Consider the following 22,488-nt stretch of genomic DNA (forward strand, 5'->3'; position numbering starts at 1 on the left):
TTTTAAACAGATTTTGATAATCAGCGCCTTGTGGCGTTAATTTGAATTAGGAGAAAAACATGGCGGCGATTACAGCAGCGATGGTAGGTGAATTGCGTGCAAAGACTGATGCACCGATGATGGAATGCAAAAAAGCCCTGACTGAGGCTGAAGGCAATATGGAACGTGCGGAAGAGCTGTTGCGCGTTAAGCTGGGTAGCAAAGCTTCCAAAGCAGCTTCCCGTATTACTGCTGAAGGCGTTGTTGCTGCTTTTATCTCCGGTAATGTTGGCGCGCTGATCGAAGTTAATTGCGAAACAGACTTCGTGACCAAGAACGATGACTTCATCGCTTTTGCCAATTCCTGCGCAAAACTGGTTGCTGAAAGCAATCCTGCAGACGTTGCGGCATTGGCTGCCCTGCCATTTGAAGCTGGTACTGTTGAATCCCACCGCGCTGCCCTGATAGGCCGTATCGGTGAAAACATGTCCATCCGTCGTTTCACACGTTTTGAAACAAACGCAAAACTGACTTCTTACCTGCACGGTACACGTATCGGCGTAATGGTTGAGTACGAAGGTGCGGATGAGCAAGTTGGTAAAGACGTTGCGATGCACATCGCTGCGATGAAACCAGTTTCCCTGTCTTCCGACGCAGTTCCTGCTGATCTGATCGAGAAAGAGCGTTCAGTTGCATCCCAGAAGGCTGCTGAATCCGGCAAGCCAGCTGACATCGTTGCAAAAATGGTAGAAGGCTCGGTACAGAAGTTCCTGAAGGAAGTTTCCTTGCTGAACCAGCCGTTCGTCAAGAACGACAAGCAAACTGTTGAGCAAATGCTGAAATCGGTTAATTCCTCTGTTAAGTCTTTCACCATGTTCGTAGTGGGTGAAGGGATAGAGAAGAAGCAAGACGACTTTGCAGCGGAAGTGGCCGCTCAGGTCGCGGCAGCAAAACAGGCGTAAGCAAAAAATGCGGGCCGAAAGGCCCGTTTTTTTACGCTGAATCTTGTTGGAATGGCATCTGCCATTCCAATTTGCATTGCGAATAAGCAGGTGAGAAGTAGCTGTTTTATGTTGGGATCGTTGTTCTTGTCAGTGCCATGCGGCTTGGTTGTAAAAAAGAACTGAAACAAAACGTAATAATATGCTGTTGCAACGCCGGACTTGTTTTTAATGCTAATTGAAAATTATTTATCTATTTACCAGAAGGAGTCCAGACCGTGACCAAACCTGCTTACAAGCGAGTTCTCTTGAAGCTCTCTGGCGAAGCCTTGATGGGCGACGACCCGTTCGGCATTAATCGTGCAACGATTGAGCGTATGGTGGCAGACGTTGCCGAAGTTGCAAAACTGGGTGTTGAGCTGGCGATTGTTATCGGCGGCGGCAATATTTTCCGTGGCGTAGCGCCAGGTGCGCAAGGCATGGACCGCGCAACGGCAGACTACATGGGTATGCTGGCGACAGTCATGAACTCCCTGGCTTTGGCTGATGCAATGCGCCAGGTGGGCATTACAGCCCGCGTGATGTCGGCGATTGCGATTGACCAGGTCGTTGAGCCTTATGTCCGTCCAAAGGCCTTGCAATATCTGGAAGAGGGCAAGATCGTCGTGTTTGCCGCAGGAACGGGCAATCCGTTCTTTACTACCGATACTGCAGCAGCATTGCGCGGCTCGGAAATTGGCGCCCAGATCGTACTGAAGGCAACCAAGGTCGATGGCGTCTACACAGCCGATCCGAAAAAAGACCCGACAGCGACACGTTATTCCACCATTTCTTTTGATGAAGCGATTGCCCGTCACCTGCAAGTCATGGATGCGACCGCATTTGCCTTGTGCCGCGACCAGAAACTGCCGATCAAGGTATTTTCCATTGTGAAGCCGGGCGCTCTGAAGAACGTTATCCTGGGTGCAGACGAAGGCACCTTAGTACACGTATAATTTATCGTTTAATATTATTTGCTTGCTTGTCGGCATGGGTTTTTACCCTTCAGGCTTGGCATAGGATAATCGCAGCGACCCCTCGGGTCGCGAGGCGGATGCCTGTTTCAAGTCTTGAACTGCCGGCATGGCCAGGATCGATGCATAGGAGGACAGAATGACTGTCGTAGATGTAAAGAAAAATACCGAACAAAGAATGCAAAAGTCGATAGAGACGCTGAAGGCTGACCTGTCCAAGGTTCGCACTGGCCGTGCTCATACCGGCATTCTCGATCACGTCATGGTGGACTACTACGGTACCGCCACCAATATCACTCAGGTTGCCAACGTAACCCTGGTGGATGCGCGCACTATCGGCGTGCAGCCTTGGGAAAAGAAGATGATCTCGGCGATCGAAAAGGCTATCCGTGATGCCGATCTGGGCCTGAATCCTTCCACTCAGGGCGACATGATCCGCGTTCCTACGCCTCCGTTGACGGAAGAGCGCCGCAAGGAAATGGTCAAGCTGGTCAAGACCGAGGGCGAAGATGCCAAAATCGCGATCCGCAATATCCGCCGCGATGCCAATGAGTCCTTGAAAAAGTTGTTGAAGGATAAAGCATGCTCCGAAGATGACGAGCGTCGCGCACAGGATGATGTCCAGAAGTTGACTGACAAATTTGTCAGTGAAGTCGACAAGCTTCTGGCTGAAAAAGAAAAAGAAGTTTTGACAGTTTAAGCCGCTGCTCTGGCAATTTTCTTTCATCACCCTGGAAATACATGACCCACGCTAGCTCTACAAAAGAAATCCCTGTTGTCGGTGCCATTCCTAGGCATATTGCCATCATCATGGATGGCAATGGCCGCTGGGCGACCAAACGGTTCTTGCCGCGTGTGGCGGGTCATGCCAAGGGGGTAGAGGCCGTGCGCGCGGTCGTGGAGGCTTGCGCGCGCAAGGGTGTGGATTACCTCACCCTGTTTGCCTTCAGTTCCGAAAACTGGCGCCGTCCGGAAGAGGAGGTGTCCTTGCTGATGCGCCTGTTCATGACTGCGCTGGAAAAAGAAGTCGCCAAACTGCACGCGAACGACATCCGCCTGAAAGTGGTAGGCGATCTGTCGCGCTTTGATCTGAAGCTGCAAAAAATGATCGAGGCTGCCGAAGCCAGGACTGCCAACAACAAGCGCATGACATTTACCATATGCGCCAATTACGGCGGCCGCTGGGACATCATGCAGGCAGTCAATCGCCTGCAGAAAGAAGGCAAGATGGATGATGGCGTTAGCGAAGAGCAGATCGCTTCCTATCTTTCCATGGCCTATGCGCCTGAGCCTGACCTATTCATCCGCACCGGCGGCGAAACGCGTATTTCCAACTTCCTGCTATGGCAACTCGCCTATAGCGAACTGTATTTTACAGATACTTTCTGGCCGGATTTCGACGCAGCTTCCCTGGATGAGGCTATCCTGTCTTACCAGTCCAGGGAGCGGCGCTTCGGTCAGACCAGTGCCCAATTGGTGGAACAGGCATCCTGACCTCATAGGAATTCAATGCTTAAAACTCGCATAGCGACGGCGGTAGTCTTGTTGGCAGTTTTATTGCCTATCCTGTATTTCGGGAATTTTTTCGCATTCTCCATCGTAACCATCCTGTTCTTCGGGGTGGCATTGTGGGAGAGCTTGCGCCTGTTCAAAAATCCCGCTCCCATGATTGCTGCGGTTGTATGGTCTGCGCTGTTTGCCTACATCATATTGAGCGGTGCCGCGGTTTCTTTCTCTCTCCTGTTCATGTTGTGTGCGGCATTCTGGCTGCTGCGGCTGATTCCCGCATTGAAGCTAGGCCTGCCCGCATTTAATGGTCCTTCCAATTCCTTCCTGAGCGGCATCTATAGCGCATCCATCTTCGGTTGCTTTGTCGCCATCGCGGTACTATTCAGGCACTCGCCGGTTTTCTTGCTGTCGGTGATGGCGATCGTCTGGGTTGCCGATATAGGCGCCTATTTTTCCGGCAAGGCCTTCGGCAAGAACAAGCTCGCGCCATCCATCTCTCCCGGCAAGTCCTGGGAGGGGGCGATAGGCGGCTGGATTGCAGTGCTGATTATTTCTTCGCTGGTGGCGGTGATGGCCTCCTTGCCTGATACTTTCCCCGCCCAGATGCTGGCCAAAGGCGGCTGGGGCGGGCTGCTGGCTGTGATGACGGTATTGTCGGCGGCCAGCGTGGTCGGAGATTTGTTTGAATCCTTGCTGAAGCGCCGGGCAGAAATGAAAGACAGCAGCAATTTATTGCCCGGCCATGGCGGCGTCCTGGATCGTATCGATGCATTGATACCGGTATTGCCGGTGGCTGCACTTTTGAATTATTGGTGGTAACTCGCATGGTGAACGGCATCGACAAGGCACAACAGGCACAACAGGCACAACAGGCACAGCAAGCGCAACGCTTAAGTATTCTGGGTTCAACCGGTTCAATAGGGGTTTCCACACTGGATGTTGTTGCGCGTCACCCTGATCGTTATCAGGTATATGCATTGACTGCGCATACCCAGGTGCAGAAATTGGCGCAGCAATGCGAGCAGTTCCGGCCCGAAGTCGCAGTGGTGGGCAGCGCGCAGGCAGCGGCAGAATTACAGGCGCTGCTGCGTGAAAAGCATATTGCTACCGAGGTCGAATACGGTCCCGAGGCGCTATGCAAGGTTGCCAGCGCGCCTGGCTGCGACGCGGTGATGGCAGCCATCGTCGGCGCCGCAGGGCTGGCCTCGTCGCTGGCGGCGGCGCAGGCAGGCAAGAAGGTCTTGCTGGCGAACAAGGAGGCACTGGTCATGTCCGGCCAGTTGTTCATCAATGCCATCATTGAAAATGGCGCCACGCTATTGCCGATTGATAGCGAGCACAATGCCATTTTCCAGTGCCTGCCGCGAGATTATCAACGACAGCCTGACCGTCATGGTGTCCGCAAGATTTTGTTGACGGCCTCCGGCGGCCCCTTCCTGTACCGCGATGTAGAATCCTTGACGGCGGTAACGCCGGAAGAAGCGGTTGCCCATCCCAACTGGGTGATGGGGCGCAAGATATCGGTCGATTCTGCGACGATGATGAACAAGGGCCTGGAAGTGATAGAGGCCCATTGGCTGTTCGCGACACCGGCGGAGCAAATCGAAGTGGTCATCCACCCGCAAAGCGTGATCCATTCCATGGTGTCCTATGCAGACGGCTCGGTGCTGGCCCAACTGGGCAATCCTGATATGCGCACGCCTATCGCCTACGGTTTGGCCTATCCTGAAAGGATAGATTCCGGCGTTGCGGCACTGGATTTGACCAAGATTGCCAAACTGAATTTCGAGGCCCCTGACTTCAAGCGTTTTCCATGCCTTGCGCTGGCATTTGATGCCCTGAAACAAGGCATGTCTGCGCCGACGGTATTGAACGCAAGTAATGAGATTGCTGTCCAAGCGTTTTTGGACAGGAAAATCGGCTTCAGGATGATAGATCAGATTATTGCCCGCACGCTGGATAAGATTCCTGCTGCCGCCATCAGCGATCTGGGCTCGATACTTGAGCAGGACAGGCTGGCGCGCGAAGTTGCCGAGGCGTTTATCCCATCATGATGCTATTGCAGACAATCATCGCTTTTCTGGTCGCGCTTGGAACGCTGGTCGTGTTCCATGAGCTGGGCCATTACACTGTCGCCCGCCTGTGCGGTGTCAAGGTATTGCGATTTTCTGTCGGCATGGGGAAGGTGATTTATTCCCGCAAGTTTGGCGCTGACCAGACTGAATGGGCCATTTCCATTCTGCCCCTTGGCGGCTACGTCAAGATGCTGGATGCCAGGGAGCAGGATCTGACGCATCTCCCTGAAAAAGAGCTGGCGCGGGAGTTTTGCCGCCAATCCGTATGGAAGCGTATCGCCATCGTCGCCGCAGGCCCAATTGCCAATTTCCTGCTCGCCATTGCCTTGTTTTCTGGCCTGTATTTACACGGAGTTCCAGAAACCGTCAGCAGGATACAAGTTAATCAAACGCAGACGGCGGCTTATGAAGCCGGCCTGCGTTCCGGCGACCTGGTCACTGCGGTCAATCAGCAGCCTGTGCTGGGCTGGTCTGATCTGCGCTGGAAGCTGATGGAACTGGCTCTGGAGAAGGCGACGGCGGAGGTCAGTGTCAAGAGGGCCAATTCTGACCGGGCAGGTGCATTTGATGAAATGACGCTGGTTCTGCCTCTAGCCCAGCTTTCCAGTAAAGACCTGGAAGGGGATTTCCTGTCGAAACTAGGCGTTTCCGTGGCATTGCCAAGGCCAACCCTGGTGGATGTACTCCCGGATGGCGCCGGCATGAGGGCAGGCTTGAAGGCTGGTGACGTGATCCTGGCCATCGATGGCAAGAATCTTGCAAATGCGCAGGAGTTCACTGAAGCGGTGAGGGCCGCACCAGGGCGAACTCTGGGGCTGGAGGTCAGGCGTGGTTCAGAGGCGCTGGATATCGATGCCGTTCCCGAGGCGTATGACCTGAACGGCACAAAGGCGGGGCGTTTGCAGGTGCAAATGGCTGGCCCGGAGATGACCGTGGTGCAGACCCCATTGCTACCGTCTTTAAACCGGGGTATCCAAAAAACTTGGGATACCAGCATCATGACGTTTAAAATGCTGGGCAAAATGCTGACCGGCGAGGTTTCCTGGAAGAATATTACGGGTCCCATCACGATCGCGGATTATGCCGGACAGACTTCCAGATCCGGGGCAATCAGCTATATCAGTTTCATTGCGCTGATCAGTATCAGCTTGGGAGTAATGAATTTGCTACCTATTCCAGTGTTGGATGGGGGGCATTTGTTGTATTATTCGCTGGAAGTTTTGACAGGGAAACCTATCTCGGAACGTTTTGGCGAAATTGCCCAGCGCGCAGGCGTTGCTTTACTGATGACGTTGATGGCACTGGCTTTTTTTAATGACATCGTCCGACTAGTGTCATAATGCTCGGCTTGGTGCGCCGGGCGTCGTATTTCCCCATGGAAATGTTGAATTTTCCGGTGTGACGTGAACGGATGCGTTCAAACCAAAACGCATGGGGCTTTTATGCAAGGAAGGATGTATTTGCCTTGTATATGGCTATCCATCGTGTGTTTTGGTTTGAACTCGGAGGGAGTGGGTAGCACGGGGCGATATGCGCGTGGATGTAGTACGCGATATGTAGCAGGCCCCTAAGTGCAGCACTGTTGCTGGTGCAGCGCTGGCCCGGACCGGATTTGGTTTTACTTCCATAAGCAATTTGATTGTCAACAGGCCCTAAGATTAAATAACAACCAATGAAATTACATATCGAGAACTTCGAGCACTTTACTTTGCCTAAATTACGCCGACATGTGTTGGCATTAGCTGCATTCGCTGTATGTTCTGGTAGCGCAATGGCGATCGAACCATTCGTAGTAAAAGATATCCGAGTTGAAGGGATTCAGCGTACCGAGGCGGGAACGGTATTCAGTTATCTTCCTGTGCGCGTAGGCGAGACATTTGATGACGCAAAAAGTACGACAGCGATCAAATCCTTGTACGCCACGGGCTTCTTCAAGGATGTGCAGATCGAAGTGCAGGATGGGGTCCTGATCGTCCTGCTGGAAGAGCGCCCATCGATTGCCGGCGTGGATTTTACCGGCACCAAGGAATTTGAAAAAGACAACCTGATCAAGGCGCTGAAAGATATCGGCGTTGGTGAGTCTCGCATTTTCGATAAAGCATCGGTAGATCGCGCCGAACAAGAGTTGAAGCGTCAGTACCTGTCGCGCGGCTTGTATGGTGTGCAGATCACGACTACGGTCACGCCTATCGAGCGCAACCGCGTTAACGTGACCTTTGCCGTCGATGAAGGTGAAGTCGCCCGTATCGCACAAATCAATATCATCGGCAACAAGGCCTTTTCCGACAGCGAATTGCGCGAGATGCTGGCCTTGACAACGCCGGGCTGGTTTACCTGGTACACGAAGGCGGATCAATATTCCAAGCAGAAATTGTCCGGCGATCTGGAAACGCTGAAGTCGTTCTACCAGAACCGCGGCTACCTGGAAATGCAGGTGGAATCGACGCAGATTTCCATTACACCTGACAAGAAAGACATCTACATCACCATCAATCTGATTGAAGGCGATAAATACACAGTATCGGATATCAAGCTGGAAGGCGAAATGTTCGGCCGCGAGCAGGAATTGTCGTCGCTGGTATTGCTGAAGAGCGGCGATACCTATAATGCGGCGCGCCTGACGGAAAGCACCAAGCGTATTTCCGAGCGACTGGGTAATTTCGGCTATGCGTTTGCCAACGTCAATGCCAACCCATTGCTGAACAAGGAAAAACGGGAAGTCGCGTTTACCATCTTTGTTGATCCGGGCAAGCGCGTGTATGTGCGCAAAATCAATCTCGCAGGTAATACCAGGACCAGGGATGAAGTTATCCGCCGCGAATTCCGCCAGTTTGAAAGCTCATGGTACGACGGCGAGAAAATCAAGCTGTCGCGCGACCGCGTAGACCGTCTGGGTTACTTCAAGGAAGTCACTATCGAGACGCCTGAAGTGGCCACCAGCACCGACCAGGTAGACGTGAACCTGACGGTAACTGAACGTCCGACCGGTAATATCCAGTTGGGTGCAGGTTATTCGCAGACGGAAAGGCTGACCTTGTCCGGCTCCATCCAGCAGGCCAATGCCTTCGGTAGTGGTGACACGATAGGACTGGAAGTTAATACCAGCTCCCTGTACCGTACGATTGCGCTGTCGCATACCAATCCTTACTTTACCGATGACGGCGTCAGCAAGAGTACGGAATTGTATGTGCGTACTACCCGTCCTGTTATCGGCAGCGTCGGTGACTACCGGATCCAGACTACCGGCGGCAAGCTGAGTTTTGGCGTACCATTCTCCGAAGTGGATACTGTCTTCTTCGGTATCGGTTTTGAGCGTACTGTGGTTGAAACCTTCTACGGCAGCCCTTACCGCTACCTGAAGTATGTGGCTGACTACGGTACTGCAGAGAAAGATCCGACATCGATCAACTATGGTGTCGGCGATGCCATCACCAACTCTTTCCCGCTGACTGCCGCATGGCAAAGGGATAGCCGTGACAGTGCGCTGGTGCCGACGGTTGGTCGTTATCAACGTGCCAACCTTGAGTTGTCGGCAACAGGCAGCTTCAAGTACTACCGTGCAACTTATCAGGCTCAGTTGTTCAAGCCCATCTGGCGCTCGCTGACCCTGGCTTTGAACGGTGAGTTCGACTACGGGCATGGACTGGGCGGCAAGCCTTATCCTTTGTTTAAGAACTACTATGCCGGTGGTATCGGCTCCGTCCGTGGTTACGAGTCATCTACGCTGGGTACCAAGGATCCAAACGGCGATGCGCTGGGCGGTGCAACAAGGTTGTTTGGTAATGTAGAATTACAAGCGCCTTTCCCAGGTTCGGGTAACGATAAGAGCTTGCGCGTATTCACCTTCTTCGATTTCGGTAACGTATTTGACGAAAATCAGAAGATACGCGTGCAGGATTTGAGGGCGGCGGTTGGTGTCGGCCTGAGCTGGATTTCACCGGTCGGTCCGCTGAAACTCAGCTTCGGTAAACCTGTGAATGCCAAGCCTGAAGACAAGAAACAGGCATTCCAGTTTAACCTGGGTGGCGGTTTCTAAAGATACAATGGCGGTGTGTTAATTTATGCAATGCGGAGAAATATTTTGAAGCAATTTACTACCCCAACCATTTTGCTCCGAAGCCTGATGATGTATGTGGCCTGCCTGGGCGTATTTGGTCAGGCACATGCGCAGGATGTGAAAATCGGTTATATAGATGCACAGCGCCTGTTGCAGTCGGCTTCTGCGAAAGCAGCCGAGGAAAAAATGGCGCAGGAGTTTTCCAAGCGCAATAAAGAGCTCCAGGATCTTGCTACCAAGATCAAGACCATGGCCGAGAAATATGACAAGGATGCTCCTGTCATGTCCGAGGGCGATCGTATCAAGAAACAGCGCGAGCTGACTGATCTGGATCAGGACTTCAAGCGCAAGCAGCGTATCTTCAATGAAGATGTGAACCAGCGCAGGAGTGAGGAACTGGCCAGTTTTTCCGACCGCGTAAAGAAGGCAGTGAAACAGATCGCCGAAGCTGAAAAGTACGACATCGTTTTGCAGGAAGAGCCAATTTATTACAATCCTCGCGTAGATCTTACCGAGAAAGTACTTAAAGCTATCTCCAAGTAAAAAACACCATGACCACCGTAAGCATTCGGCTGGGAGAATTGGTCGATCGCTTCGGTGGTCAATTAATTGGCAGCCCCGATATCCAGGTAGCCGGCATTGCTCCTTTGAGCGATGCGGATGAACGCTACCTTACTTTCCTCACCAATCCCAAATTCAGGTCGCAGGCCGAGCTGACACGTGCAGCTGCGCTGATACTGTCTGCCAAGGACCTGGAGCATGTCGGTCCGGTATACACCGGGGCACGCATCGTTGCCGACAATCCGTATGCCTATTTTGCGCACGTTGCCCAGCACTTTGCGTCGCTACAGGCGATACCGCCTGAGCAGGGCGTGCATCCGACGGCCCATGTAAGCCCGCATGCGATAGTGGCGCCCACTGCCAGCATAGGCCCGAATGCAACGGTGGAGGCCGAGGCGGTAATCGGCGAGCATGCCGTGATCGGCGCCGGCGTATTCATCGGGCGCGGCGTCAGCATAGGTGACGGCACCCGCTTGTTTGCCAATGTCACCATTTATGATTACTGCGTGATCGGCCAGCGTTGCACGATACAGTCCGGCGCGGTGATCGGCGCCGAAGGCTTTGGCTTTGCCAATGAGAGCGGCAAATGGGTCAAAATTCCACAGACCGGCCGCGTGCTGATCGGCGACCATGTCGAAATCGGCGCCAACACCACGATCGACCGCGGCGCTTTGGCGGACACCGTCATTGAAGAGGGTGTGATACTGGATAACCAGATCCAGATTGGCCACAACTGCCATATAGGCGCCTATACTGCGATGGCAGGCTGCGTCGGCGTGGCCGGCAGCGCGAAGATAGGCAAGTATTGCACTTTTGGCGGCGCTGCAATGGTGCTCGGGCATTTGACCATTGCCGACAAGGTTCATATTTCGTCCGGGAGCATGGTCTCCCGTTCCATACTGGAGCCAGGCCAGTACACAGGCTTCTATCCGCTGGCAAAAAATGCAGACTGGGAAAAATCTGCCGCGATCGTCCGTAATTTGTCGACGATGCGGGAAAAAATCCGCCAGCTGGAAAAAACAATCAAATCGCTCACTGAAAAGTAATAATGAATACCTTAGACATCAATCAGATCAAGCAATATCTTCCTCATCGCTATCCCATGCTGCTGGTGGACCGCGTCCTGAACTGGGAAAGCGGCAAATCCATCACGGCGATCAAGAACGTGACTGCGAATGAAGAATTCTTCAACGGCCATTTCCCCAATAAGCCGGTGATGCCTGGCGTGTTGATGATAGAAGCGCTGGCGCAGACTGCCGCGATCCTGTCCTTCCTGACGATGGGGCAAAAGCCGGATGAGAGCACACTGGTCTACTTCCTGGGCATAGACGGTGCGCGCTTCAAGCGCCCTGTGGAGCCGGGCGATCAATTGAAGATGGAAGTGGAAATCGTGCGCGTTGCGCGCGGCATCTGGAAATATAAGGCCAAGGGTTCAGTCGATGGACAACTGGCGGTAGAGGGTGAGCTGATGTGCACCATGCGCACAGCCAATGACGTGCCTGTGAACCTGCCTGCAGGCACTGTGGCCGGAGAATAAGATGAGTATCCATCCAACTGCAGTCATCGATCCCAAGGCCAATCTCGATAGCTCGGTCGAGGTGGGGCCTTATTCCGTCATCGGCCCTAATGTCAATATCGGCGCCGGCAGCAAGATAGGCCCGCACGTGGTGATTGATGGCCATACGACGATAGGGCGCGATAACAAACTGTTCCAGTTTTCTTCCATAGGCGGCGCTCCGCAGGACAAGAAATATGCGGGCGAGCCGACCCGGCTGGAAATCGGCGACCGCAACGTGATCCGTGAATTCTGTACCTTCAACCTGGGTACGACCCAGGATGGCGGTGTGACTACGGTCGGCAACGACAACTGGATCATGGCCTATGTGCATCTGGCGCATGACTGCCATGTGGGTAGCAACACGATTTTCGCCAACAATGCGCAGTTGGCGGGCCATGTGCATATCGGCGACTGGGTGATCCTGGGTGGTTTTACCAATATCCACCAATTCTGCCGCGTGGGTTCGCACGCGATGACAGGCATGGGTACGACGCTGACGCAGGACGTTCCTCCTTTTGTGATGTTGTCCGGTAATCCGGCAGCCGCACATGGCATCAATGCCGAAGGCCTGAAGCGCCGCGGCTTTAGCCGCGAACAAATTGCAGCCATCCGTCAAGCCTACAAGCTGATCTACAAGTCTGGCCTGACTCTGGAAGAGGCAAAATCTGCTCTGGATACCGAGCAGGCGGCACTGGCCGCGAGCGAAGCGATGCACATGCAGGCAATGCGCAGCTTCCTGGATACGACCACGCGCGGCATCGTCCGCTAAGCTTGTCAGTGAACAGTCCAATCAATCGCCCCATTATTTCGATGGTTGCAGGCGAGACCTCCGGCGACTTGCTGGCGGGCCGCCTGTTGTCCGGCCTGCGGCCGCAATTGCCGGATTCCTTGATGCACGGCATAGGCGGTCCCCGCATGGCGGAGCATGGCTTTGTCAATGACTGGCCCATGGACAAGCTGGCGGTGCGTGGCCTGTTTGAAGTACTGGCTCATTACCGTGAAATTAGCGGCATACGCAAGCAATTGCGCGAACGGCTGCTGGTGGAAAAACCGGAAGTGTTCATCGGCGTGGATGCGCCGGATTTCAATCTGGATCTGGAGATCCAGTTGAAACAGGCCGGCATCCCAACCATGCATTACATCAGCCCGTCGATCTGGGCCTGGCGCGGCGGCCGTATCAAGAAGATCGCGCAGGCTGTTTCGCATATGCTGGTGGTTTTTCCGTTTGAAGAGCAGATTTACCGCGATGCAGGCATTCCGGTGACCTATGTCGGTCACCCCTTGGCGCAGGTCATTCCGCTGCAGCCTGACGTGGCTGCGGCAAGAACGGAGCTCGGCCTGCCGCTGGACGCGACGATCGTCACCATCCTGCCCGGCAGCCGCATGTCCGAACTGAAATACAATACTGAAGCCTTCATCGCCGCTGCCAAGCTATTGCTGCAGCATGACCCGAAGATACAGATAGTCGTGCCCATGGCTGGTACGAAGCAGCGCAGCTACTACATCAAACTGGTGGTTGAAGCCGGCCTGGAAGAAGTGCCGGTACTCTTGATCGACGGCCAGTCGCACGCCGCGATTGCCGCCGCCGATGCAGTGCTGGTTGCCTCCGGTACCGCCTCGCTGGAGGTGGCGCTGTTCAAGAAGCCCATGGTCATTGCCTACAAGATGATGGAAGCCTCGTGGCAGATATTGCGCCACCTGGGCTACCAGCCATGGATAGGCTTGCCCAATATCATCGCGCGTGATTTTGTTGTGCCGGAATTCCTGCAGCATGCCGCATCGCCACAGGCATTGGCGGATTCACTGTTGAAGCAGTTGAATGATGCCGGCCTCAGGGATTCGCTGAAGCAACGCTTTACCGACATGCACCATAGCCTGTTGCTGGACACGGCCAACGTTTCCGCTCAAGCCGTATTAGAATTGATGGCAAGCCGCAAGGCCTGAGCTTTTCCGGCACCACTTAATTTTCTCCTGGTTCTACGCATGTATATCGATTCTCATTGCCATATCAATTTCCCCGAACTGGCCTCCCGCCTGCCTGAGATCATGGCAAAGATGGAGGAGAACGGGGTCACGCATGCGCTGTGCGTGTCGGTGGACTTGCCTGATTTCCCGCAGGTGCTGGAACTTGCGGAAAAGTATCCGAATATTTATGCATCCGTGGGCGTGCATCCGGATTATCCGGATACTGAAGAGCCTAGCGCCGAGCAACTGGTGAGATTGTCCCAGCACCCGAAGATCGTCGCGATAGGCGAGACCGGCTTGGACTATTTTCGCCTGCAAGGCGATCTGGAATGGCAGCGCGAGCGCTTCCGGCAGCACATACGTGCATCCCGTGCCACCGGCAAACCGCTGATCATCCATACCCGCTCCGCATCCGCAGACACCATACGCATCATGCAGGAAGAGCGCGCGGGTACCGACAAGGGCGGGGCTGCCGGCGTGATGCACTGCTTTACTGAGTCGCTAGAGGTGGCGCAGGCGGCCATAGAAATGGGCTTTTACATTTCCTTCTCCGGCATAGTCACGTTCAAGAGCGCCAAGGAATTGCAGGCTGTGGCGCGCGAGCTGCCTATGGAGCGTATCTTGATCGAAACCGATTCGCCTTATCTGGCGCCGGTACCTCATCGCGGCAAGATGAATGAGCCCGGCTTCGTCAAGCATGTTGCGGAATACCTGGCTGACCTGAAGCAGGTGCCTCTGAAGCAGGTGCAGCAGATCACGACAGAAAACTTCTTCAAGCTGTTCAAGATTGCACAGTGAGTTCGCATCCATCCTTGAAGTTCAAATTGAATAAAGTGCGCATGCCTAAAAATTATAGTTTGCTCGCCCAGGCGCTGGTTTGCCGCTGCCGGTCCGGTTTGCGGCTTGCTCTTATTATCGCTTTCTCGGCGATATGCTGCATCGCCACGCCTGCTGCCACAGCCGGCGCGTATGACGATTATCTGGTGGCGGTCAAGTTTGACGACATTAATGTCCTGCGCACTTTGCTCAAGCGCGGCATGGATCCGAATACGGTTGAAAAGGTGCGCGGCGAATCCGGCATGATGATCGCCTTGCGCGAAAATTCGATGAAGGTGTTTGATGCCTTGCTCACAGCGGATGGCATCAATATCGAGGCGAAATCAAAAAATGGCGATACTGCACTGATGATCGCCAGCTTCATGGGTAATCTGGAGGCCGTCAACAAATTGATTGCCGCTGACGCCGAGATCAACCGGCCAGGCTGGACTCCCTTGCACTACGCAGCGGCCAAAGGCGACCCGGTGATCATCTCAGTCTTGTTGGAAAATTATGCGTATATTGATGCAGCATCCCCCAATCGCACCACGCCGTTGATGATGGCCGTGCGTTCAGGAAAAACGCCGGCAGTAAAGCTGCTGATGGAGGAGGGGGCTGACATAACATTGAAAAATGACGTGGGTATGACGGCCCTCGATTTTGCTGTCGATCTGGAGTTAAAAGAGATCACCGGCATGCTGCGTGCAGCCTTAAAACAACAGGCGAAATAGCACCAGCTTCGACTTCTTTTGCCGCTCCGGCAAATGCCGGGAAAATCAATATCAAATGATATTGCCAGCCTATTGCCATCGTGCTACAGTTCGCGCTTCGCTTTAATGGAGCACATTCTGTGGATAGTTATAGTAGTCGATCTTGTATCGACCACATAATGGCAGAGTAGGCGCGCATCCTGCCGCTAATCTGCCAAAATGGCGGGTAGCGGTGTCAATCAGCTGATCAAAGCTGCATTTTTACTGACCCAATTTATTTCTGCGTTTCACCACGCATCTTGTCGTAGCTGTCACATTTACCCTATATAGTCTGCATCAGGCTATATCCGGTCCAGTGTGCTCGTGCATGGTGGGCGCTTATGATATTCCGTGTTGATCGGAGCCGTTCTCGATAATGTTCACATTATCGTTTGCCGGTAAGGGAGGTTTTTTGTATTTCATCATCAGCAATCAGGTAAATCTGGTCAAGCCGGCGTACGCCGTTGCCACGCCCGGATATTTGCGGCAAGCGGAGGGGCAGCATGTTTGAGCTGTTCAGTCCGCAAAAAACAGAAGCCGCCGGCCAGGGCCGCGGGCCCAACCGCTGGGACTGGGCTTTATTGCCGCTGGTGCTGGCACTTCTGATCGTATTCGCTTTCGGCGCGATGCAGATGAGCCACCCATTTTCAGTGGGCGAGACTTCCTATATTTCGCTGGACCCCATCTACCTGCCTTATTATTTGCTGCGCACCATCCTGCGCATGTTTACCGCACTGGGCTTTTCCCTGTTGTTTAGCCTGGCGTTTGCGGCGATAGCAGTGAAATATGCCAAGGCGGAAAAAATCATGGTGCCGATGCTGGATATCCTGCAGTCGGTGCCCATCCTCGGTTTCCAGGCAATCGCAATCGCGCCCTTCATTGCTCTGTTTCCCGGGAACCTGTTGGGCGTCGAATGCGCGGCGATTTTCGCGATCTTTACATCGCAGGCCTGGAATATGGCGTTCAGCCTGTATCAGTCTATACGCACGGTTCCCGCCGAGCTGAGCGAGGCAACCCGGATTTTCCGCTTGTCCAGCTGGCAGCGTTTCTGGCGCCTGGAATTGCCGTTCGCGATGCCCGGCCTGTTGTGGAATATGATGATGTCGATGTCGGGCGGATGGTTTTTCCTGGTTGCTGCCGAGGCGATTTCGGTTGCCGGACAGGATATCAAGCTGCCGGGCATAGGCTCCTATATTGCAGTGGCTATTGAGGCAAAGAATGGCGCTGCAATTGCCTGGGCAATCGGCGCAATGCTGACTGGCATCCTGCTGTACGACCAATTGTTTTTCCGTCCGCTGCTGGCCTGGGCCGACAAGTTTCGCTTTGAAGAGTCGCAATCGGAGACGGCGCAAGAATCCTGGCTGTTGCAATGGATGCGCAGCAGCCACTGGTTCCGTGGCTTTACCGATAAATTGTGGGTCTGGCTGAGCCGCCCCTTGCATTGGTTCAGCGTGCGCTACGACGGTACCTCTACCAAGGCAAGCGTGCGCCAGATCAACCCTGTATGGTCGCGCGTGTGGGATGTCGTATTGACGTTGGCCTGCCTGTGGGCGGCATACCGGATGATCACCTTCATACACAGCGACGTAGGCTGGGGCGAGGCAGGGCATGTGGTCGGGCTGGGACTGATTACCTTGCTGCGCGTGATGCTGCTGATCGCGCTGGCCTCCGTTGTCTGGGTGCCTATCGCCGTGTGGATAGGCCTGCGCCCGCAGTATTCGCAGCAGGTACAGGCCGTGGCGCAATTCCTGGCGGCATTCCCGGTGAACCTGATGTTCCCGCTGGTGGTTTTTGTGGTTGTGACGCTGAACCTGAGTCCGAATATCTGGCTCAGTCCGCTGATGGTATTCGGCACCCAGTGGTACATACTGTTCAACGTGGTGGCAGGCGCGTCAACGATTCCCAGCGAACTCAGGCTGGCATCGGACAATCTGGGCCTGAAGGGCTGGCTCAAATGGAAGCGTGTGTATCTGCCGGCGATCTTCCCCAGCTATATCACCGGCGCGATTACCGCCAGCGGCGGTTCCTGGAATGCCAGTATCGTGGCCGAGTATGTGACATGGGGTAAGACTACGCTGATCGCCGATGGCCTCGGCAGCTATATCAAGCAAATGACTGAAGCCGGCGATTTCCATCGCATTGCACTGGGCATAGGCGTGATGTGCATATTCGTCATGTTGTTGAACCGTTTTTTCTGGCGCAAGCTGTATTTGCTCGCCGAAGACCGTAGCCGTTGAGGATGCAAGATGAGTCAAAATTTATTGATAGAACTGAAGGGTGTCGCCAAGTCTTTTCGTGCAGCAGATGGCACGGCGCGCAGTGTACTGGAAAAGGTCGATTTTGAACTGAAAGAGGGCGAGATCGTCGCTTTGCTGGGCAAGTCCGGCTCAGGAAAGTCGACCTTGCTGCGCATTATCGCCGGCCTGATCCCATCCGATACAGGCAAGGTGGCCTATCGCGATCGCCCTATCTATGGCCCTGTGGCCGGCATAGCGATGGTGTTTCAATCCTTTGCACTCTTCCCATGGCTGACGGTGCAGCAAAACGTCGAGCTGGGTCTGGAAGCGCAGGGCGTACCTGCTGACGAAAGAGAAACCAGGGCAGATGCGGTGCTGGAGTTGATTGGTCTGGCTGGTTTCGGTGGTGCCTTGCCGCGCGAACTTTCCGGCGGCATGAAGCAGCGCGTAGGCATTGCGCGCGCGCTGGTGACCAATCCAGATGTGCTGCTGATGGATGAGGCTTTTTCCGCACTTGATGTGCTGACTGGCGAAACCCTGCGCAACGACATGCTGGAATTATGGGACGAAGACCGCATCCCCACCAAGGGCATATTGATCGTATCGCACAACATCGAAGAGGCAGTGATGATGTCGGACCGCATCATCATGCTGTCCAGCGATCCGGGTTGCATACGCTGTGAGGTGAAGATTGATCTGCCTCGTCCACGTAATGTGGATTCGCCCGAGGTGCGCGCATTGATCGATGAAGTGTATGGTTTGATGACGATGCGTCCTGTGCAGGAAGTTGTTGCCGGCGCTGTCGCGCACAAGCATCAGGGTTATCGCTTGCCGGAAACCGATGTCAGCCGTATCGAGGCGGTGCTCGACTTGTTGGCCGACGCGCCGTTCAACGGCCGTGCCGACTTGCCGCAACTGGCGGAAGAGTCGGAGCTTTCCGATGAAGAGCTGTTCCCAACCTATGAAGCACTGGGCCAACTGGGACTTACCTTGGTAGAGAAGGGCGATATCAGCCTGACGCCGCTGGGCAAGCGTTATGTGGAAGCCGAGCAGTCGCAAAGGCAGGAATTGTTCGGCCAGCAGTTGCTCACGCATATACCGCTGGTAGCGCACATCCGCCGCAGCCTGGAGCAAGAGGCCAACGGCATGCTGCCGGAAGGCCCGTTCCTGGAATTGCTGGAAGAATTCCTGGAAGCCGATGAGGCCAAGCGCGTACTGGGCGTTGCGGTGGAGTGGGGCCGTTACGGCGAAGTGTATGAGTACGATTACCATACTGGCCGCCTGACCTTGCCGGAAACGGCGGAAGAGTCCTAGCAACCCAGGTTAGCTGTAGCCGGACCTTCATTGTTCAGGCCGGCTGCAGCACTTGTCCCAAAATTTGCAGGAACGCCAGGGTCGCCGGGCTATGCGGGCGGCTCTTCATCTCCAGCAGGTGCAGGCTGCGAGAGAACGCAATACTGCGCCCCGTATCATCCTTCAATTCCAGCATCTTGATTTTGGCCAGCGCCAGCAAATCATCTGCGACGGCTCTCGGCAGCATAGCGATGCCAACGCCTTCTGCTACCGTCCTGACAATCGCCTCATTGCTGCCCACCTCCATCGTGTGTGCGGGATCTATCCCGTGTTCCTTTAGCAACTGCTGCGTTGCTTCACGCGTGCCTGAACCGGGCTCGCGCACTATCCATAGCAGCTTGTTCAAATGGTCCGCACTGAGGGCTGGCCGCTGATGCAGCAGCGAAGCGCTTGCCGCAACGACCACCAGTTCTTCCTCATGCCAGTGGCTTGATGAAATCAGGGCATCTTCTACCGGGCCTTCGACCAGCGCCAGGTCGATACGGCAATCCAGCAGGTCCTGGCTCACCGCCTGGGTATTGCCAACCAGGATGCGTGGAATGATATCGGGAAACAGCATTGTGAAGCGCGCAATGAATTGCGGTAGCCAGTAGCTGGCGATAGTCGTACTGGCTCCTATGGTCAGGCTGCCACGGTGCAAGCCTACCCGCGCCCGGATATCGTCCACTGCAGCGCGTTCCAGCGCAAAGATGCCGCGCGCATGTTCAAACAGTGCTTTGCCGCTTTCCGTCAGGCGTATGCCTTTGCCGCCGCTGACGCCGCGCTCTATCAGTGGCAGGTCCAGTTGCTGTTCCAGTTCACGCACTGCCTTGGAGACTGCCGACTGGCTGATATGGAGGTTCTCCGCCGCGCGTGAAAAACCGTTTTGCTCGGCAACGGCAAAAAATACTCTCAGCAGGTGCAAATTCAGTATCATGACTATTTCTCATGGTAATGTGAAAATTATCTATTCGACTCATGATAAGCCAAAGACTATCCTTATGTCATTATCTTTGGAGTTGAATCATGGAAACGAATTCATATCTGCCGCACTCAGTGTCATCCAAGTTGCCCGGCCTGGCTTTGGCTGGTTTGCTGGCTGTCCTGGGTATCCTGGCGGCTAAACTTCCGTGGTCGCAGCAATTCGGCTTGAGTGCTTTAAGCCTTGCCATCGTGTTTGGAATTTTGGTCGGTAATTCCGTCTTTTCCCGCTTTGCGGTTTCTGCTGCCGACGGCGTGGATTTTTCCAAAAATACTCTGCTGAGGGCTGGCATCGTGCTGTACGGATTTCGCATCACTTTCCAGCAGATCGCAGCGGTAGGCTGGATGGGTATAGTGACGGATGCCCTGATCGTTGGCCTGACCTTCACGCTGGCGGTGCAGCTAGGCACACGGGTTTTTAAACTGGACAGGCAAACAGCGATGCTGATCGGTGCCGGCAGCTCTATCTGCGGCGCAGCGGCAGTCATGGCGACTGAACCCGTGGTGCGCGGCCAGGAGCATAAGGTGTCGGTGGCCGTGGCGACGGTGGTGATTTTTGGAACGATAGCAATGTTTGCCTATCCTCTGGCCTATCCTTATCTTGGTTTGTCCGAGCAGGCTTACGGCATCTTTGCCGGTTCCACGATTCATGAAGTGGCGCAAGTGGTTGCCGCCGGCAACAGTGTCAGCAGTGCCGCAGCGAGTACTGCGGTCATAGAGAAAATGCTCAGGGTAATGATGCTTGCCCCTTTTCTGCTGGTGCTGTCCGGCGTGCTGAAACGCAGCCGCCATGCCGGCGTTGCTGGTGTTGCAGCGGCTAACGTCAATACCGGTACCGTCAAAATCACCATTCCATGGTTTGCGCTATTGTTTGTTGCTGCCAGTGCCGTGCATTCATCTGGATTATTATCTGCTTCGCTGGTAGACGCGCTGGTGACGCTGGATACAGCGCTGCTGGCCATGGCCATGGCCGCTCTGGGTTTGCGCACCAGCGTGGGCGCAGTACGTCAGGCCGGCGTACGCCCCATCCTGCTGGCGGCGTGCCTGTTTCTCTTTCTGACGGTAGGTGGCTACTTGATCAATGATGGGGTTCGCCATCTGTTTGCGTGAACCTATTACCGGACGGGCGAGAGCGGAAAACTGTAGGCGTAGTCCTATGTAATGTCGCAACCTAAGTCCAATTGTTTGAATCTTGCCGCTGGATTATGCTGAGCAGCGACACTTTGAGTGTGGCCTGCATGCTAAAGGGAAGATATCAAATGACAAAATCAATAAAGAAAATGTTTTCTGTGGGTGGCAATTTCCACCTATTGCGGCAATTGCAATGTGCTCTCCAGTACCCGCAAAGCTGGGCGCGCGTGATACTGCTGATGGCCTTGCCGATATCGCTGTCTGCTTGCGCCAGCCTGCCGGAAGTGAATTACCTGAGTGACACACTCGCATCTAAAGCAACACCTACCGTAGAGGGTTCCAAGGGGACCATGTCCAGCGGCAGGGCCAGCGCCTTGCTGGATAAGCGCTGGTCAAAATCCCCGAATAATCTGAAGGCGGTTGCTGCACTGGAAGAGGCTGCAACCGGTGAACCTCTGATTGCCGGCAACAAAGTGACTTTGCTGCTGGATGGTCCGCAGACCATGACGGCCATGCTGGATGCGATAGGCAAGGCCAAAGATCACATCAACCTGGAAACCTATATTTTCGATGAAGACGAGTTGGGCATGCGCTTCGCCAATTTGCTGATGGCAAAGCAAAGGGAAGGAGTGCAGGTCAATATTATCTATGACAGCGTGGGCACCCTGGATACCCCCGAAGAATTTTTTACCAATATGCGCAATGCTGGCATTCACCTGATGCCGTTTAACCCGGTAAATCCTTTGAAGCGATTTGGCCATTGGGATCTGAATAATCGCGATCACAGAAAGGTGCTGATCGTTGACGGCAGTGTCGCATTTACCGGCGGCGTGAACATCAGCAAGGTGTATTCAAGCGGTTCATTTTTCAGATCCGGTAGCCGTTCTTCGTCCAAGGCCGGATGGCGCGATACGCATATCAAAATCGAGGGCCCGGCCGTGGCGGCATTGCAGCTCGCCTTCATTGAAGTCTGGGCCAGCCAGGAAGCGGGAGATCTGCCTGACCGCAAGTTTTTCCCTCCTTTAAATCCGGTGGGAGACAAACTGGTGCGGGTACTGGCCAGCCAGCCGGATGGTGATTACGACATTTACAAGGCCTACATCCTGGCGATACAGGAGGCCAAGAAAACGATTCACATAACTTCTGCCTATTTCGTGCCTGATGTGCAAATGGTGCGTGCCTTGTGCGAAGCGGCCCAGCGCGGAGTTGAAGTCCAGCTCATTTTGCCCGGCGTGTCGGATAACGGCATCGTCTTCCATGCAGGGCGTTCGTTTTACAGCAAGCTGCTTGAAAGCGGCGTCAAAATTTATCAATTGCAGGTCTCGGTACTGCATGCCAAAACCGCCGTCATCGATGGCGCCTGGTCAACAGTGGGCTCCACCAATCTTGATACGCGCAGCTTTTTGCACAACCGGGAATTGAATGTGATTGTGCTTGGAGATTCGTTTGCGCAGGATATGGAAAAGGCTTTCAGTGACGACTTGCGCGGTTCGAAAGAAATTACAAAACAGCAGTGGGAAGATCGTCCCTTCGGTGATAAGCTAAAAGAATGGGGCGCACGAAGAATGGGATATTGGCTTTGAT

At 54.3% G+C, this 22,488-nt stretch carries 20 protein-coding genes; 19 read left to right on the plus strand and 1 reads right to left on the minus strand.

What is annotated here, in order from left to right; all coding sequences use genetic code 11:
* The first annotated feature begins 59 nt into the window (after positions 1–59).
* From tsf to IEW12_RS21775, 17 genes are all read left to right on the plus strand, one after another.
* Positions 60–941 carry a translation elongation factor Ts gene (tsf, locus tag IEW12_RS21695; protein WP_188568212.1) on the plus strand — a complete coding sequence of 294 codons (882 nt, stop codon included), beginning with the start codon at positions 60–62 and terminating at the stop codon, positions 939–941.
* A gap of 257 nt (positions 942–1,198) precedes the next feature.
* Positions 1,199–1,915, plus strand: coding sequence for a UMP kinase (gene pyrH / locus IEW12_RS21700; protein WP_188568213.1), 717 nt, complete (start codon positions 1,199–1,201; stop codon positions 1,913–1,915).
* 157 nt (positions 1,916–2,072) lie between these two features.
* Positions 2,073–2,633, plus strand: coding sequence for a ribosome recycling factor (gene frr, locus IEW12_RS21705; protein WP_188568214.1), 561 nt, complete (start codon positions 2,073–2,075; stop codon positions 2,631–2,633).
* 41 nt (positions 2,634–2,674) lie between these two features.
* Positions 2,675–3,427: a polyprenyl diphosphate synthase gene (gene uppS / locus IEW12_RS21710; RefSeq protein ID WP_188568215.1), complete on the plus strand. Its 753-nt coding sequence runs from the start codon at positions 2,675–2,677 to the stop codon at positions 3,425–3,427.
* Positions 3,428–3,442: 15 nt separating this feature from the next.
* Entirely contained in the window at positions 3,443–4,261 is an 819-nt protein-coding gene (locus IEW12_RS21715) for a phosphatidate cytidylyltransferase (protein ID WP_188568216.1), read from the plus strand.
* A 5-nt stretch (positions 4,262–4,266) separates the two neighbouring features.
* The gene (gene ispC / locus IEW12_RS21720) at positions 4,267–5,496 is read left to right on the plus strand and encodes a 1-deoxy-D-xylulose-5-phosphate reductoisomerase (RefSeq protein WP_188568217.1); all 1,230 of its coding nucleotides are present in this window, start codon (positions 4,267–4,269) and stop codon (positions 5,494–5,496) included.
* Entirely contained in the window at positions 5,493–6,857 is a 1,365-nt protein-coding gene (rseP, locus tag IEW12_RS21725) for an RIP metalloprotease RseP (RefSeq protein WP_188568218.1), read from the plus strand. Before ispC ends, rseP begins: the two co-directional genes overlap by 4 nt.
* A 332-nt stretch (positions 6,858–7,189) precedes the next feature.
* Positions 7,190–9,553 (plus strand): outer membrane protein assembly factor BamA, encoded by a 2,364-nt coding sequence (gene bamA / locus IEW12_RS21730; protein ID WP_188568219.1) that lies wholly within the window; start codon positions 7,190–7,192, stop codon positions 9,551–9,553.
* 45 nt (positions 9,554–9,598) lie between these two features.
* Positions 9,599–10,117, plus strand: coding sequence for an OmpH/Skp family outer membrane protein (locus IEW12_RS21735; RefSeq protein ID WP_229751270.1), 519 nt, complete (start codon positions 9,599–9,601; stop codon positions 10,115–10,117).
* A gap of 8 nt (positions 10,118–10,125) precedes the next feature.
* Positions 10,126–11,181 (plus strand): UDP-3-O-(3-hydroxymyristoyl)glucosamine N-acyltransferase, encoded by a 1,056-nt coding sequence (gene lpxD / locus IEW12_RS21740; protein WP_188568220.1) that lies wholly within the window; start codon positions 10,126–10,128, stop codon positions 11,179–11,181.
* Positions 11,182–11,183: 2 nt separating this feature from the next.
* Positions 11,184–11,672: a 3-hydroxyacyl-ACP dehydratase FabZ gene (gene fabZ, locus IEW12_RS21745; RefSeq protein WP_188568221.1), complete on the plus strand. Its 489-nt coding sequence runs from the start codon at positions 11,184–11,186 to the stop codon at positions 11,670–11,672.
* Position 11,673: 1 nt separating this feature from the next.
* Complete coding sequence (gene lpxA, locus IEW12_RS21750; RefSeq protein WP_188568222.1) at positions 11,674–12,462, plus strand: acyl-ACP--UDP-N-acetylglucosamine O-acyltransferase; 789 nt, start codon at positions 11,674–11,676, stop codon at positions 12,460–12,462.
* Positions 12,463–12,470: 8 nt separating this feature from the next.
* Entirely contained in the window at positions 12,471–13,637 is a 1,167-nt protein-coding gene (lpxB, locus tag IEW12_RS21755) for a lipid-A-disaccharide synthase (protein WP_268237264.1), read from the plus strand.
* A 39-nt stretch (positions 13,638–13,676) separates the two neighbouring features.
* Positions 13,677–14,456: a TatD family hydrolase gene (locus tag IEW12_RS21760; RefSeq protein ID WP_188568223.1), complete on the plus strand. Its 780-nt coding sequence runs from the start codon at positions 13,677–13,679 to the stop codon at positions 14,454–14,456.
* A 41-nt stretch (positions 14,457–14,497) separates the two neighbouring features.
* Positions 14,498–15,205, plus strand: coding sequence for an ankyrin repeat domain-containing protein (locus IEW12_RS21765; protein ID WP_188568224.1), 708 nt, complete (start codon positions 14,498–14,500; stop codon positions 15,203–15,205).
* A gap of 521 nt (positions 15,206–15,726) precedes the next feature.
* Complete coding sequence (locus IEW12_RS21770; RefSeq protein ID WP_188568225.1) at positions 15,727–17,460, plus strand: ABC transporter permease; 1,734 nt, start codon at positions 15,727–15,729, stop codon at positions 17,458–17,460.
* Between the two features lie 9 nt (positions 17,461–17,469).
* On the plus strand, positions 17,470–18,774 hold the full coding sequence (locus IEW12_RS21775; RefSeq protein ID WP_188568226.1) for an ABC transporter ATP-binding protein: 1,305 nt from the start codon (positions 17,470–17,472) through the stop codon (positions 18,772–18,774).
* A 34-nt stretch (positions 18,775–18,808) separates the two neighbouring features.
* On the opposite strand, the gene IEW12_RS21780 is transcribed toward IEW12_RS21775, so the two are convergent.
* A complete protein-coding gene (locus IEW12_RS21780) occupies positions 18,809–19,729 on the minus strand; it encodes a LysR substrate-binding domain-containing protein (protein ID WP_229751271.1) in 921 nt (306 codons plus the stop codon).
* Positions 19,730–19,818: 89 nt separating this feature from the next.
* Between IEW12_RS21780 and IEW12_RS21785 the strand changes: the two genes are divergently transcribed.
* Complete coding sequence (locus IEW12_RS21785; RefSeq protein ID WP_188568227.1) at positions 19,819–20,883, plus strand: YeiH family protein; 1,065 nt, start codon at positions 19,819–19,821, stop codon at positions 20,881–20,883.
* Between the two features lie 260 nt (positions 20,884–21,143).
* The gene (cls, locus tag IEW12_RS21790; RefSeq protein WP_188568461.1) at positions 21,144–22,487 is read left to right on the plus strand and encodes a cardiolipin synthase; all 1,344 of its coding nucleotides are present in this window, start codon (positions 21,144–21,146) and stop codon (positions 22,485–22,487) included.
* Position 22,488: the final 1 nt, after the last annotated feature.

Origin of the sequence: Parundibacterium terreum (assembly GCF_014636315.1) — a bacterium.
In the GTDB taxonomy this organism is placed as follows: domain Bacteria; phylum Pseudomonadota; class Gammaproteobacteria; order Burkholderiales; family Burkholderiaceae_D; genus Undibacterium; species Undibacterium terreum.

Bases quoted from the DNA above. Each gene is read 5' to 3' on its own strand.
- uppS (WP_188568215.1), top strand. From the start codon at position 2,675: ATGACCCACGCTAGCTCTACAAAAGAAATCCCTGTTGTCGGTGCCATT.
- rseP (WP_188568218.1), top strand. From the start codon at position 5,493: ATGATGCTATTGCAGACAATCATCGCTTTTCTGGTCGCGCTTGGAACG.
- fabZ (WP_188568221.1), top strand. From the start codon at position 11,184: ATGAATACCTTAGACATCAATCAGATCAAGCAATATCTTCCTCATCGC.
- IEW12_RS21715 (WP_188568216.1), top strand. From the start codon at position 3,443: ATGCTTAAAACTCGCATAGCGACGGCGGTAGTCTTGTTGGCAGTTTTA.
- bamA (WP_188568219.1), top strand. From the start codon at position 7,190: ATGAAATTACATATCGAGAACTTCGAGCACTTTACTTTGCCTAAATTA.
- cls (WP_188568461.1), top strand. From the start codon at position 21,144: ATGGCCTTGCCGATATCGCTGTCTGCTTGCGCCAGCCTGCCGGAAGTG.
- frr (WP_188568214.1), top strand. From the start codon at position 2,073: ATGACTGTCGTAGATGTAAAGAAAAATACCGAACAAAGAATGCAAAAG.
- IEW12_RS21775 (WP_188568226.1), top strand. From the start codon at position 17,470: ATGAGTCAAAATTTATTGATAGAACTGAAGGGTGTCGCCAAGTCTTTT.
- ispC (WP_188568217.1), top strand. From the start codon at position 4,267: ATGGTGAACGGCATCGACAAGGCACAACAGGCACAACAGGCACAACAG.
- IEW12_RS21770 (WP_188568225.1), top strand. From the start codon at position 15,727: ATGTTTGAGCTGTTCAGTCCGCAAAAAACAGAAGCCGCCGGCCAGGGC.
- IEW12_RS21785 (WP_188568227.1), top strand. From the start codon at position 19,819: ATGGAAACGAATTCATATCTGCCGCACTCAGTGTCATCCAAGTTGCCC.
- IEW12_RS21780 (WP_229751271.1), bottom strand. From the start codon at position 19,729: ATGATACTGAATTTGCACCTGCTGAGAGTATTTTTTGCCGTTGCCGAG.
- lpxA (WP_188568222.1), top strand. From the start codon at position 11,674: ATGAGTATCCATCCAACTGCAGTCATCGATCCCAAGGCCAATCTCGAT.
- lpxD (WP_188568220.1), top strand. From the start codon at position 10,126: ATGACCACCGTAAGCATTCGGCTGGGAGAATTGGTCGATCGCTTCGGT.
- IEW12_RS21765 (WP_188568224.1), top strand. From the start codon at position 14,498: ATGCCTAAAAATTATAGTTTGCTCGCCCAGGCGCTGGTTTGCCGCTGC.
- IEW12_RS21760 (WP_188568223.1), top strand. From the start codon at position 13,677: ATGTATATCGATTCTCATTGCCATATCAATTTCCCCGAACTGGCCTCC.
- tsf (WP_188568212.1), top strand. From the start codon at position 60: ATGGCGGCGATTACAGCAGCGATGGTAGGTGAATTGCGTGCAAAGACT.